Below are 12788 nucleotides of genomic sequence, written 5' to 3' on the forward strand. Positions count from 1 at the left end.
ACGCAGCACCCGCGAGCGACCGTCGGGAGCGAGCGGCCTTTTTAGCGTAGATTTTTGGAGGAGCGGTGAGCGAGCAACGCGAGCGAACCCGACGAGAAAAAGGTACTTCTGCACGTGTATTGAACGTGTGTTTCACGCTAAAACACATCTGAAAAATGGGATTTCAACAGAGCCAAATCTACCAAACGGCTTGTCGTTGGCGTCGAGGTGAAAGATAAGAAGCCGTCATGATGAACTCGCACTCTATCTATCACACGGTGGGTGCTGCCATCGCCTATATCTGATTTGGCGACCCACTCGAGATATGAATATCCTCGTCTTCGGCGCAGGTCCGCTGGGCAGTCTGAAGGCAGCACGACTCCACGAGGCAGGGCACGACGTTCATCTCCTCGCCAGGGGGCAACGGTTAGTGGACCTGAAAGAGCACGGAATCGTTATTCACGAAGAGGGGACCGATGGGGAGGAAGTCGCTCACGTTCCCGTGGTAGAGTCGTTCGAACCCGACGACGACTACGATCTCGTTCTGATTGTCATGGGGGAGCACCAAGCCGTACAGATTCTGGATACGTTGGCAGAAAACGACCACGTCCCGACGTTTCTCTTCATGGGGAACAACGTCAACGGGTCTGACGAAATAGTTCAGGCGCTCGGCAAAGAGCGCGTGATGCTGGGGTTTCCGTACCCTGGCGGGAAACGAGAGGGCCACGTCATGCGCGTGCTCCCGATCGACGAGGACGAGAAATACACAATCCCGATCGGCGAGGTCGATGGAACGGTTCGACCCAGAACTCGACAGGTAGCCGCCGTGCTCGAGGACATGCGCGGGTACGACGTCAAAATCCGGACGGACATGGACGAGTGGTTGAAATACCACGTCGCGTTGCTCATGTCCGGGCTCGTGCCCGCGCTGTACGCCGCTGATACAAGTATGAAACGGCTTGGCGAGACCAGAGACCTGCTGGTGCTGTCGGTTCGTGCGACGAAGGAGGCGCTGCGAGGATTACGTAACGCAGGGTATGCACCCAGTCCGCCGGTCGTCAGAGTCTTCGAGTACGTGCCGGAACCGATCTGCGTTTGGATTATCGGATGGCTCATGCGAAACGAGTACGCGAAGATTTCGGTCGAAGGGCACGCCCGAGATGGCCGAGACGAAATGCGATATCTGTTCGACGGATTCCGTTCGATACTAGACGAAACGGATGTGGAAACGGAAGCCATCGACCAGCTGGCTCCGTATTACGATCCAGAGACAGCGCCGTATCCCGAAGGCAAACGAAAGCTATCCTTGCAGTGGGGCGGGCTCGTTGCCCCCGCAATCGGAGTTGGAGCACTCGCGCTCGCACTTCGAAGTTTGCGCTCGAGAGCGAGCGCCGATTCCGCGGCCGAACGCGAATTTCGTGGCGTCTATTACGAGGTGAGCGGCCCCGAAGACGCGACCGCGGTGGTGTTCACACACGGATTCGCCCTCGACCGCGAGACGTGGCGGGAGCAGACCGCGACGCTGTCGGAGTCGTATCGGGTTCTCTCGTGGGATCTCCCCGGATGTGGCGACGCAGCCGCAGTGAGCGATCCAGTGAGATTTGAGGCCGCAGCACGGAAATTGCTCGGTATACTGGACGAAGAAGGAATCGACCAGGCCGTCCTGGTCGGCCAGTCGATGGGAAGCCTGTTGAGCCAATACATTGCGTACCACCACCCCGACCGGGTTCAAGCACTCGTTCACGTCGGAGGCTTCCCGTTGCACAAGGGGTTCTCTGAACGCACGATCAAAGTGATGGGGTTGCACGTGAGGGCGCTGAAGCGTATGCCCGAACAACTGCTGTACGACGTATTTGGACGGTTTGTCGCTCACACACCCGACGCTCAAGCGTACGCGAGACGGGCGAGTGCATGCACCGGGAAAGAGAATATGGTCTCCCTCGAACGGAGTCTCCTCGAAGACATGGACGAAGGAATCCCCGAACTAACTGAGCTCCCTCAATTAGTCGTCGTTGGAGAACACGAGTACTTGCTACTCCGGAAGAAAGCGACGGAGTGGAACGACCGACTCCCCAACAGCGGGTACAAGGCGGTGCCAGATGCAGGACACATAGCGAACCACGATAACCCGACGGCGTTCACCGAGATTCTGTCCTCGTTTCTGGAGTCACTGGACTGATCGACAGCTGGATTGTACCATCGTACCGATCGAAAACTGGATATATTCCCGAAGGAGCGCGGGCTAGTCGTCCCGTGTCCTGCCTGTCTCACCGTTCTCACCCAGTTCGATGGTGGAGCAATGAAGGAGATTGATCTCGGAGTCGAAGAATTGACTGGTATACTTACCTTTGCCCGCGACGAATTATACACCGATCATGAAACTCTTGTCCAGATTCGTGGGCACGACCGACGAACCGTCTGCGCACTCAGTGGATCGAAGCGAGCCAACTGACCAGTCGAAATCACGACGAACCAAGTTCCTTCAGGGAGCCGTCGTTTTCATCGTCATGTTCGTAACGCTCTGGTGGCTGCTATCCCGCGGTGAAGAGCGATCGGAGTAGCTGGTATGGAGAGAAACGTTGGCGGAACGGACCGAACGATCCGAATCGCTGTCGGACTCGTCTTGGTTGCAGCGATGATGGTGACGGTCGCCTTCGGGGAATCACTCGGTGATCCCACACAGGGAATCATCGCAGCAGCCTTGCTACTCGTCGCCTTCGTACTGTTGGCCACGGTCGGGGCAGAGAAGTGTCCGGCGAATCGTGTATTGGGTCGGAACACGTACGACGAGCATGAGTCCGAACGCTGATGAACAGACACGAACTGATCGACGTCGGGACGATCTCGATGAGTGGGTTGCTCTTGCGGAATTCCCGGTTCTTTTCCCGGTCGGTTTCCAGCGCTCCGATCGGTGACGTCGTCAGCGGTACGGCGATCGACATCGAGACCGTTCGAACCGGGGGTGTTCAGGAAGTCGCTGCATCCACTCCCGTCGGAGAGTTCCGGGCAGCATATCTCGTCACCCAGTGGCGAGGGCCAGACGCACCGACGCTACTGTATCACCACGGAAGTGGCGAGCAGCCCTTCGACTTCGGGCGGTTCAGTTCGAACTCGTTCCGTCGCCTCTTTGGGACAGACGGCGGCCCGGACGTCAACCTGATCGCCCTCCGAGCACCGTTTCACGACGGCTCGAATAGGGAGTACATACGGGCGATGGACACCCTCGAGAACTTCGTTGGGATGCTTGCGACATCGGCTTCGCTCATCGAGGCACTGACCGCGCAGGTGCGAGACGCAGGCTGTCCTGCCACCCTTGCTGCAGGTATCAGCCTTGGCGGCTGGGTTGTCAATCTTCATCGCGCCTACTACGGGGGTGTCGATCGGTACGTCCCGATATTCGCCGGGGCACAACTCGGGGAGTTGTTCGTGTCGTCGATTTATCGGAAACTGGTGGCCGAACCGGCGCTAGCGAATCCAGAAGTAGTTCGCACTGTCCTCGACTTCGAGGACGACTTTGCAGCCGTCGGTTCCGCCGACTGTGACCCGCTTCTCGCTCGCTTCGATCGGCTCATCGAGTTCGAGAGACAGCGAACTGCCTACGAAGGGGTCGACGTTGCTACTCTGGAGAAGGGGCATATCACTGGTTCACTCGCAACTGACGCACTGCGGAGTCACATCCAGCAATCCATCGCCAATACGCGTGAGTGATATTCTGACGCTGTTCCGTCTCTCACACCCACGGAGACAGCGCACCTCCAGTCGTAATCTGATCGTCTGCAATGAGTCTGTCGTGGAGGACGCAGAGTCCAGTAACGAGCAGTGCAGCACTGATGCCGGCGACACCGCAGGACGGTCGCGGTTGCACCGGAAATAACGTACAGTAAACCGTATCAGCGAAGCAGGGCCTCGATGTTCCGATACCGAATGTTCGCCCAAGCATCCAGACCAAGGTCGAACTGATCGAACAGGTCGAAGTGCGGAATCTCCTGCCCGGGAAAGAGGTAATCGGTCCCGAATACGAGCTGGTCGTGGTGTGACTCGAGCAACGCCTGCCCGTGCTCGTGGTCGCGGGTAAGTGCGTTCCATCCGCCCAGCGTAGAAATGTCGCCGTAGATGTTGTCGTACTCCGCAAGCAGGTCCCAGATCCGACCGCGTGACGTGATCGAGCCCTCCGGGATGCTGCCGAGATCGACTGGTTCGACATCCGAGTCGATGTGTGCCCACCACCCGTGGGCGTGGGCGACGAAGTTGACGTCCGGATACGACGCGAGGACGTCTTCGAGCCGCGGGAGACCGACCTCGTCGGTCATCGACTGCTGGTCGGTGTGAAAGATGATCGGGAGACCGTAGTCGGCACACAGTTCGTACAATGATTCGAGGCGTTCGTCGTCAATGTCCATCTCAACCTTTAGTTCGCCAAATCCACGAGCACCACGGCTGATGTAGTGCTCGAGGAGGTCTCTGGCAGCGTCCTCGCCGTCGACTTCCCGCGGATCGATCGAGCAGAACGGAACGAGTCGGTCGGGATACGCCTCGAGTTCGTCGAGCACCCACGAGGTTGGTATTTCGACCGGAAAGCTCTCGGGAAAACCGAGCGGAAGCACGACCGCACGATCGATCCCATTGGCATCCATCCAGTCGACGAGCTGATCGGCGGAAAGCGGGTCTCGCCCCCGTGCTTCCGCCGGGGTGATGTGCGTGTGAGCGTCGAACAGCGGGAGGTCACTGACGGATTCTCTCTCGCGTTCGTCGGTCTCTGAATGCGATGTCGAACCGTCGGCATCGCTCGAGACGAATCCAGCAGTGGGTATGGAAAGTCCAACACCTGCTGTTGCGAGATATCGCCGCCGCGTCGGATTAACTCCCGCGCATTGGGTGTCTTCAGCGTCCGAGTCGCCTGGCTCTGAATCACGGGGAGCCAAATCGTCGACGGAACGGGGCATATCCGGTCGTTCTACAGCGTGCTGTTTATTAGTGGTTGATGATGAATTTAATAAACTCACTTAAAACACATAGTTAAGAGGATGTAACAAACCTGGGCGGATAGCGCTGCTGTCACCGTTTTTGTGCGATACTGCCAATGGGACCCCACGCTGGTGGAATACGAGTATCGCTCCGTTGCTATTCGACATATTCGCCTCCGATCCGGGGGTCGCCACCGTTCCTTCCGTTATCATCCGGGCCCGGTTCCTCGTGCTGTTTCGTTCCAATCGGTGACGCTCGAGGGATCCGCATGCCGGCTCAGGCCCGAGTGTAAAATATAATTAAACTCTTGCACACTTACCGGAGATCCATTAAATACGCCCCGCTGAAGTGTGTGGATTCCCACCAAGTCAAACAAGGATGGGCACTGCAGGCTCTAGTTCGAGTGTCGAACGACTCGGCCTTTGAGGCGTGAGGCGGCCGAAATCGACCGTCTCAAAACGGTGTTCTGACGGGGACTCGCGTGGAGATGACCAATGAGTCTCGAACCAATCGAACCCAACCACGCACTCGAACTGTATCTGGCCGACCGTGAAAACAGTGTCACCCAGGCCACGCTGTACTCCCACCGTTCACGACTGGGCCACTTCATCCGGTGGTGCAACGAAGTAGAAACCGAAAACCTGAACGAATTCACAGGCCGCCAACTCCACGAGTTCCGGATCTGGCGACGCGTCGAAGGCGACCTGGCACCGGCTACTGAGAAGACCCAAATGGACACGTTGCGCGTGTTCATCAAGTGGCTGGAGTCAATCGATGGCGTCGAACAGGATTTGCACACGAAGGTGCTGTCCCCGACGCTGACCGGAAACGACAACATCCGGAGCGTGATGCTGGACTCAAAGCGAGCTGAACAGATCTTGGATATCTGCGAAAATACGAGTACGCGTCGCGGCCCCACGTGGCGTTGGAACTAATGTGGCATACAATGCTGCGGGTTGGTGCAGTCCACGCCCTGGATTGTGCCGACTACGATCCTGCGAACCAGGCACTCGAAGTAATCCATCGCCCAGAGACTGGGACACCATTGAAGAGCGGTGAGACGGGACAGCGATTCGTTGCGCTCTCTGAAGACGTCTGTGAGGTGCTGAATGACTGGATCGAACAGCAACGGCCAGCAGTCACCGACGAGCACGGCCGCGAACCACTCGTGACAACACCGGAAGGGCGTGCTCACACGACGACTCTACGCGGTGACTGCTATCGGTACACTCGTCCATGCGTCCCCACGAGAGAGTGCCCGCACGGACGTAATATCGAGGAATGTTCGGCCACCGACTACGACGGCGCTTCGGAGTGTCCATCATCGGTGAGTCCGCATGCTCTTCGACGGGGCGGCATCACTCACGCGCTCTCGGAAGACTGGCCAATGAAGGCGGTTGGGGATCGGGCGAACGTCTCGGAAACGGTGCTGGAGATGCATTACGATTCTCGCTCAGAAGAAGAGAAAATGGAACAGCGGAGGGAGTATCTGGACGATCTCTGACGGGAGATGTCCACAATTTTTCGGGGTTTCGGCCAGTGTTAGTGCACCCGAGAAGCCGCATGATCGAGAAATCGATGACTGTGAAGCGCTACTCACCAACAACGCACACGCGTGTCCATCGACGCTAAGTCTTCACCCAATCCGACGCGGGACGATCACTCCTTTTTGAAAACGGACGGTCTTGAGAACATCGTGAGTGACCGGATGATTTGCCGTGGCACGCTGAAGGATAAGATATCCACCGCCGAGCAGGACGAGAAGAAAGACGAGCGGAACGAACATTCCGACGAGTGGCCACCAACCACTGGTAGTCCCGTTCCAGCCCATCATTCCACCGTATCCCATCATCCTTCCGAACCCCTTCTCATCCTGAGCAACAGTAGTACGATAATTACCCCGAGGAGAAGGAGAATCAGCGTAGTAGGGTTAAGCTAGTCCGAGGACGACATCGGTAATCAGGCCTCCGATGCGGATTCGAATTCGTCATTGACGGTCGAAAGGGTTCGCTCGAATCGATCGTGAACCTCCGTTGCGATAGAGTCGAGCGCCTCGTTGTCGGCGATACCGACGAGTTGGTGGGGATCAACCGCACCCACGACGACGGTTCCCTCGTCAGTTTCGTAGACGATGACGTTACACGGGAGAACTGCGCCGAGTTCGATTTCCTCGGTCAATCCCTCGTGTGCGAGTGCTGGGTTGCACGCACCGAGAATTCTGTACTGCTGAAATTCCTCTCCGAGTTTCTCCTTGAGCGTCGCTTGGACGTCGATGTCGCAGAGTACGCCGAACCCCTCGCCTTCAAGGACAGCAATCGTTGTATCAACGACTTCGCCGAAGTCACCAGCCACCGATTTTTGTATAGTATATCCCATATCGCACACGCTACTGGAAGGGGCTCAATCGTGTTGGCGTGAGTCTTTGTACATCTTTTTTGATTCATCGGCAGCGAGGATCCAAGAAGAGTTCGGCAAATAGAACATTTTGAAGAGTTCAAAGATTGAATTGTTTCGGATTGTAACAGAGCCAAATACACATATGTGGTTATTTCCTATCCTCTTCTCCAAGAACGACTTTATATTGCATTGACCCTCCGTATAGCGAGTACAATACAAACAGCATCCCAATTGCGACGATTCCTGTTTGGATTGCACCCGCCTGATAAATTGACATCACTTCCAACTCGAACAGGATCCCTTCGATGACCGATCCCAGACTGATGAACACGAATCCGATCGCAACGTACAGCATTGGTTGCCCGTTCCCCCGACGATAGCTCCGATAGGCTTGCAAAGCGATCAGGAATCCGAGCACTACAACGACGAGTTTGGCGATAATGAGTTCTGTATGCATGCTTATTCACCCCGAATGTTCCCCCACATTCTGGCGAATCGATCTGGGGTGTCTTCTTCAATCTCTAATTGGATTTCGTACTGTCCATCGGCAAACGTGACGAGGACGGCGTTGAGTATCGTTTCGTATTGCTTCCGATGGTGTCCGTGTGGATCGATCTGGAGATTTTCACTCACCAGTCCGGCTGCCTGGAGTTGATCGACTCGGTCATAAATCGTCGATTTGGATCCGTCACATTTCTCTCCGAGTTCCTCGACCAACATCGGCTGTTTACTCAAGTAGGCCAGAATCTCACGTGCGTAGTCGTCAGCCAAGAGATCAAGCACCTGTTCGGACTCTGGCTCGCCCATGTGATAGCACGAACTGCACCCACTGTGAAAAACGGTGTCATTCAGAGTGCTCCACCGGGTACTCTGCGACGTGAACTGAGAATGAGGACTTCTGGCGAATCTCCCCCATATATATCTTTCCCACAAACGGCGACCCACGGATTGTGCAATAGTGATTATACTATACAATACCGTACTAGCTACTGTGATCGAACCATGACGCAATTACCCATATCGGTCGGCCAGAGCGGACGCAACTCCCTCCTCGCAGGAATGATGCTCCTCTTCACTGCTACCGGGAGCGTTGCTGCACAGCAGAGAACGAATGGATACGGTGGGATGATGAACGAGGGCTGGGGGATGTTCGGCGGCTGGGGCTTCCTCTGGCTGTTGTTGCTCGCTGGACTCATCGTCCTCGTCGTCTCCGCGGTCAATGGGAGCGACCAGTCCCAGGGCGGTGAACAACCCGATCGAGCGCTCGCAGAACTCCGCGAACGCTACGCACGAGGAGAGATCGACGAAGAAGAGTTCGAAGAACGTCGCCGCACGCTCGGCGATACGAGGTAATTCCAGATGCCCAACCACACACTCACTCGACGGCGCACGCTCTCACTCACCGGCAGTACAATTACTGCTGGTCTAGCGGGATGTGTAACCAACGGTACTGATCAGCTCACGAATAACGGAAATACAGACGAAGATGAAACAGGCGCATCCCAAGATGACTCGGACGGTGACCACGACCACGAGGTCGAGCACACGCTCGGCCATCCGGAGGAGCACATCGAAGTGAGGATGGAATCCGACGACGAGACTCATCACTTCGTCCCACACGCCGTTCACGTCGAATTGGGAGGAACGGTGACGTGGATGCTCGACAGCGGTGTCCACGATACGGTCGCGTACCATCCGGAGAACGCCTCTATCCTCCCATCAGCGTCCGATCAACGAATTCCAGATGGTACTGATCCGTGGGCGAGCGAAATCTACGACACGGAAGGTGAATCGTTCGAGATGACCTTCGAAGAGGAGGGCATCTACGACTACACCTGTACGATCACCGGACACGGCCATCGGGGTGGCGGCCACCACGGAGGGCACCAATCACACGAATCCACGGGGATGGTTGGCCGCGTGATCGTCGGCGATCCTGATCTCGATCCAGATGAGCAACCGGCAATGCGGCCACCTTCCAGCGAACTACCTGAAGCCGCACGCCATGAACTGGAACAGTTCAACGACCAGACTCGGGATGCCCTCAACGATCACTGATCGGCACCCAAATAGTATTGTTAGATAAACTCAATACTTTGGCGCATCCGTACCTTATGGACACTAATGAATAAACAAACGAACCGCGATATGCCGAAAGTAGGAACGCAATGACGCCGTTGCCTAATTCCCGAATTAACCGACGTGACGTACTCAAGTCCGGTGCTATCGCAGGTGGAACCCTGATCGCTGGATGTTTCGATACCACAACCAATGACGATGCATCGCCGGACGAACGCGAATTCCCAGAGCCGCAATACGGCGATCCGGATCGGGAGTACCACCTTCGCGCGACCGAGAGTGAAGTGATGGTCGCAACCGACGATCCCTACAACGGCTGGACGTACAACGGTGAGTATCCAGGCCCCGAAATCCGTGCGGTGGAGGGTGAACGCGTCCGCGTCACCGTCGAGAACGACCTGCCGGAGGAAACGACGATTCACTGGCACGGGATGGTACTCGACGGTGATAACGCGATGGACGGCGTTCCGGGCGTCACCCAGGCCGCGATCGAACCTGGAGAGGAATTCGTCTACGAGTTCGATGCAGAACCGGCTGGCACTCATTGGTATCATAGCCACGTCGGTCTGCAACTGGATCGAGAACTGCTCGGCCCACTCATCATCGAAGAACGGGATCCGCACATCGAGTACGACACGGATGAGACGCTCATCTTGGATGAGTACCTCCCAACCGAACCACGTGTTGATACCTCAAGCGGAAATGGAGGCGGAATGGGTGGCATGGGCGGCATGGGAGGTGGTGGATTCCCCGATGCACCGCCGGCAGAAGGAACACTGATCAATGGACGTCTCCCGGAGGAACCGGCAACCATCGATGTCGAAGAGGGCGACCAGATTAGACTCCGACTCATCAACGCAGCAGCGGCGGCGACCTACGAAATCGGTATCGACGACCACGAACTCACCGTTACTCATACGGACGGCCCAGCCGTCGAACCCGTCCCCGTCGATACGCTCGAAATCGGCCCAGGGGAGCGATACGATGTAGTCGTTGAGGCACGATCCCCAGGTACGTGGCCGATCCGGATCTGGCCCGTCGATGAATCGACGTCGGCTGGCCGGGCACTACTGGACTACGACCAGTCTGATGGGGACGGCACTGAAGGTACAATCGGTTCTCGTCAGCTCCAGCTCTCGGATCTCAATGCGATCGATTCTCTCGATGCCTATAGTGGTGAGCCAGATCGAACGATCGACCTCACGTTGTCCGGAGGAATGATGGGTGGGGACGGGGACGAGTGGACCATCGACGGGCAGGCGTATCCGGATACTGATCCGATCAGTATCAAAGAGGACGAACACGTCCGTTTCCGAATGGTCAACCGAAGTCCGGTTCGCCACCCCATGCACCTTCACGGACACCACTTTGCGGTCGGTAACGCCCTCAAAGATACGGTCATCGTTCCCGGTCACATGGGTGAGATCACGATCGATTTCGTCGCTGAAAACCCTGGTGCGTGGTTTTTCCACTGTCACCATCTCTATCACATGGAAACGGGAATGGCTCGTGAGGTCCCATACGAACAGTAGCAATATAGACCGGCCCGTACCAATCACACGGGTCCCACTTATCGATCGGTGTATCAGGGCTAAATGGTAAACTCGTAGTACTCATTTGAGCAAACATGTCATCAAAGTCAGACGGGATTCGCGTGTGGCTCGTTGAGCGGGGATATGATAACCGAGATCTCATCATTCTCAAATACGCCACTCCCGAGGGGAACCGAGTCTACCGGAAAGAGGTTGCGTCACAGGCACTGGAGACAGTGACTGCTGCCAAAGTCGTCTCTCCTGACGATTTGGGAACCGTTGAGGATCCAGACGTGCGAGAACGGTACGCCGACGAAGTCGGGCGGATGGTAAATAACCGCGATCCTGATGAGCCGGTTTAATCGTCACTAGCGAAGAGCTATTGTCCACTTTTCGGTAATATCCTCCCAATTTCACGAAGATGAGCGGGTGTGGGGTAGAATTGAGTATCCTGTGAGATGCTATCAAAATTCGTTGGCAGGACACCCACGACTGTCAAGAGGAAACATTCAAAATAACGAGAAAGACAGCACGAATTACACGGGCGCGGCTACGACCTGTTGAATTCGGCGCTCAATCTTTTATAGGATTGAATATGAGGTCTCGGTAGTCATAGCCGCGGCCTTGTTGAAATCAAACGGTGATGAGTTTTAGGAGTCGTGCTGCATACACGGCACATGTCTCGTGTGGCCGGAGAGTTGTAGTTACGTTTCCTGTGAGATTGATTCAGACACGAACATGGCGGGATGCGTCCACGGATAGGTATTACTGTTCAGGTTTCGTGACACTCTCAGAATCTGGCTGTGAATATTAACCTCATAGCCGTGGTGCTACGGACAGAACACGGATCACTGTGTTCTGATCAACAATGAATCGACGTGAGTTACTACAAGCAGCGACTGGCACACTGGTGCTGACACAGGCACCGATCGTGTTTGCACAGGATGATGAGGAGTTCAACGCTGTGGACATCATGTTCGTGCGAATGATGATTCCGCATCACGAGGGGGCGATCCAGATGGCCGAACTCATCCCAGAGCGAACCGATCGGGAGGAATTACTCGATCTCCGGACAGAGATAATCGAGGAGCAAGAAGCGGAGATCGATCTCATGTGTGAATTGCTCGATGATGCCGGTGTCACCGGTTGTGACGAGGTGGGGAGCATGATGCCCCACGAGGTGGGGAGCATGATGCCCCACGAGATGGGAGAGATGATGCGCGGCGACGGGATGGACGACGATGAGATGAGCAACGGGATGGACGACGATGAGATGGGCAACGGAATGCGCGCCGACGAGATAGAGGAGATGATGCCGCGAGAGCACATGATGACCCACGACGACAGGCGCGAACTCCGTCGCGCCGAAAACGAGGAGTTCGATTGCCTGTTCGCCGAACACATGATTCGCCATCACGAGGGTGCCGTCGTGATGTCCGAGCACGTGCTCGACGAAGGTGAATCTGAGCGCGTTGCCGATCTCGCAGACGGGATTATCGACGCTCAGCAAGAAGAGATTGAACTGATGGAGGAGTGGCGAGACGACTGGGATTGTTGACGTCAAATCCCTAATTCGGTTTTTTCCGGAGCAATCCAGTCTATTCGAGGGGATAGCACCCCGCATTGACATCCTCCTCCGGCTAAAGCCGGAGGAATCCTGAGTCAAGCGAATCGAAGATTCGCGTACGTCGCAAACCTCCGGTTTGCTCAGTGTTGGAGATTTCAGGTTTGCAGTCCTACCGAGCATCCAAACGGTGAGAATCCGTGGGATGCTCACGGACTGTAGCGGGTGGGACTGCTGGGAGTGCCAAGCCCCCGGTACTCCTATCCTCTATC

Annotated in this window: 12 protein-coding genes and 1 pseudogene; 9 read left to right on the forward strand and 4 right to left on the reverse strand. The window is 56.1% G+C overall.

Annotated features, from left to right (window positions below; genetic code table 11):
* Nucleotides 1-304 precede the first annotated feature (304 nt).
* The 3 genes from NATTI_RS0122950 to NATTI_RS0122965 all read left to right on the forward strand — a co-directional run bounded on the left by NATTI_RS0122950 (nucleotide 305) and on the right by NATTI_RS0122965 (nucleotide 3687).
* Nucleotides 305-2158 carry an alpha/beta fold hydrolase gene (locus NATTI_RS0122950; RefSeq protein WP_006091348.1) on the forward strand — a complete coding sequence of 618 codons (1854 nt, stop codon included), beginning with the start codon at nucleotides 305-307 and terminating at the stop codon, nucleotides 2156-2158.
* Nucleotides 2159-2545: 387 nt separating this feature from the next.
* Complete coding sequence (locus NATTI_RS0122960; RefSeq protein WP_006091350.1) at nucleotides 2546-2788, forward strand: YgaP family membrane protein; 243 nt, start codon at nucleotides 2546-2548, stop codon at nucleotides 2786-2788.
* Complete coding sequence (locus NATTI_RS0122965) at nucleotides 2788-3687, forward strand: hypothetical protein (RefSeq protein WP_006091351.1); 900 nt, start codon at nucleotides 2788-2790, stop codon at nucleotides 3685-3687. The genes NATTI_RS0122960 and NATTI_RS0122965 overlap by 1 nt, the downstream gene beginning before the upstream one ends.
* 182 nt (nucleotides 3688-3869) lie before the next feature.
* Here the strand turns inward: NATTI_RS0122965 and NATTI_RS0122970 are convergent, their stop codons facing one another.
* Nucleotides 3870-4922, reverse strand: a complete 1053-nt coding sequence (locus NATTI_RS0122970) for an amidohydrolase family protein (protein ID WP_241434370.1) — start codon at nucleotides 4920-4922, stop codon at nucleotides 3870-3872.
* A 516-nt stretch (nucleotides 4923-5438) separates the two neighbouring features.
* Here NATTI_RS0122970 and NATTI_RS27560 point away from each other — a divergent pair.
* A pseudogene (locus NATTI_RS27560) lies at nucleotides 5439-6448 on the forward strand (tyrosine-type recombinase/integrase).
* A 455-nt stretch (nucleotides 6449-6903) separates the two neighbouring features.
* Here the strand turns inward: NATTI_RS27560 and NATTI_RS0122980 are convergent.
* The 3 genes from NATTI_RS0122980 to NATTI_RS0122990 all read right to left on the reverse strand — a co-directional run bounded on the left by NATTI_RS0122980 (nucleotide 6904) and on the right by NATTI_RS0122990 (nucleotide 8148).
* Nucleotides 6904-7320, reverse strand: a complete 417-nt coding sequence (locus NATTI_RS0122980; RefSeq protein ID WP_027119282.1) for a DUF302 domain-containing protein — start codon at nucleotides 7318-7320, stop codon at nucleotides 6904-6906.
* A 169-nt stretch (nucleotides 7321-7489) separates the two neighbouring features.
* Nucleotides 7490-7798 carry a DUF7521 family protein gene (locus NATTI_RS0122985; protein ID WP_006091355.1) on the reverse strand — a complete coding sequence of 103 codons (309 nt, stop codon included), beginning with the start codon at nucleotides 7796-7798 and terminating at the stop codon, nucleotides 7490-7492.
* 2 nt (nucleotides 7799-7800) lie between these two features.
* Complete coding sequence (locus NATTI_RS0122990) at nucleotides 7801-8148, reverse strand: ArsR/SmtB family transcription factor (protein ID WP_006091356.1); 348 nt, start codon at nucleotides 8146-8148, stop codon at nucleotides 7801-7803.
* A gap of 195 nt (nucleotides 8149-8343) precedes the next feature.
* On the opposite strand from NATTI_RS0122990, the gene NATTI_RS27210 reads away from it, so the two are divergent.
* The 5 genes from NATTI_RS27210 (at nucleotide 8344) to NATTI_RS0123020 (ending at nucleotide 12510) form a co-directional block, all read left to right on the forward strand.
* Nucleotides 8344-8694, forward strand: a complete 351-nt coding sequence (locus NATTI_RS27210; protein WP_241434371.1) for an SHOCT domain-containing protein — start codon at nucleotides 8344-8346, stop codon at nucleotides 8692-8694.
* A 6-nt stretch (nucleotides 8695-8700) separates the two neighbouring features.
* The gene (locus NATTI_RS0123005; protein WP_241434372.1) at nucleotides 8701-9399 is read left to right on the forward strand and encodes a plastocyanin/azurin family copper-binding protein; all 699 of its coding nucleotides are present in this window, start codon (nucleotides 8701-8703) and stop codon (nucleotides 9397-9399) included.
* Between the two features lie 308 nt (nucleotides 9400-9707).
* Complete coding sequence (locus NATTI_RS0123010; protein WP_241434373.1) at nucleotides 9708-10952, forward strand: multicopper oxidase family protein; 1245 nt, start codon at nucleotides 9708-9710, stop codon at nucleotides 10950-10952.
* A gap of 95 nt (nucleotides 10953-11047) precedes the next feature.
* Nucleotides 11048-11314: a hypothetical protein gene (locus tag NATTI_RS0123015; protein ID WP_006091360.1), complete on the forward strand. Its 267-nt coding sequence runs from the start codon at nucleotides 11048-11050 to the stop codon at nucleotides 11312-11314.
* A 506-nt stretch (nucleotides 11315-11820) separates the two neighbouring features.
* A complete protein-coding gene (locus tag NATTI_RS0123020) occupies nucleotides 11821-12510 on the forward strand; it encodes a DUF305 domain-containing protein (RefSeq protein ID WP_241434374.1) in 690 nt (229 codons plus the stop codon).
* Nucleotides 12511-12788: the final 278 nt, after the last annotated feature.

The sequence above is a fragment of the Natronorubrum tibetense GA33 genome (genome assembly GCF_000383975.1).
Lineage (GTDB): Archaea > Halobacteriota > Halobacteria > Halobacteriales > Natrialbaceae > Natronorubrum > Natronorubrum tibetense.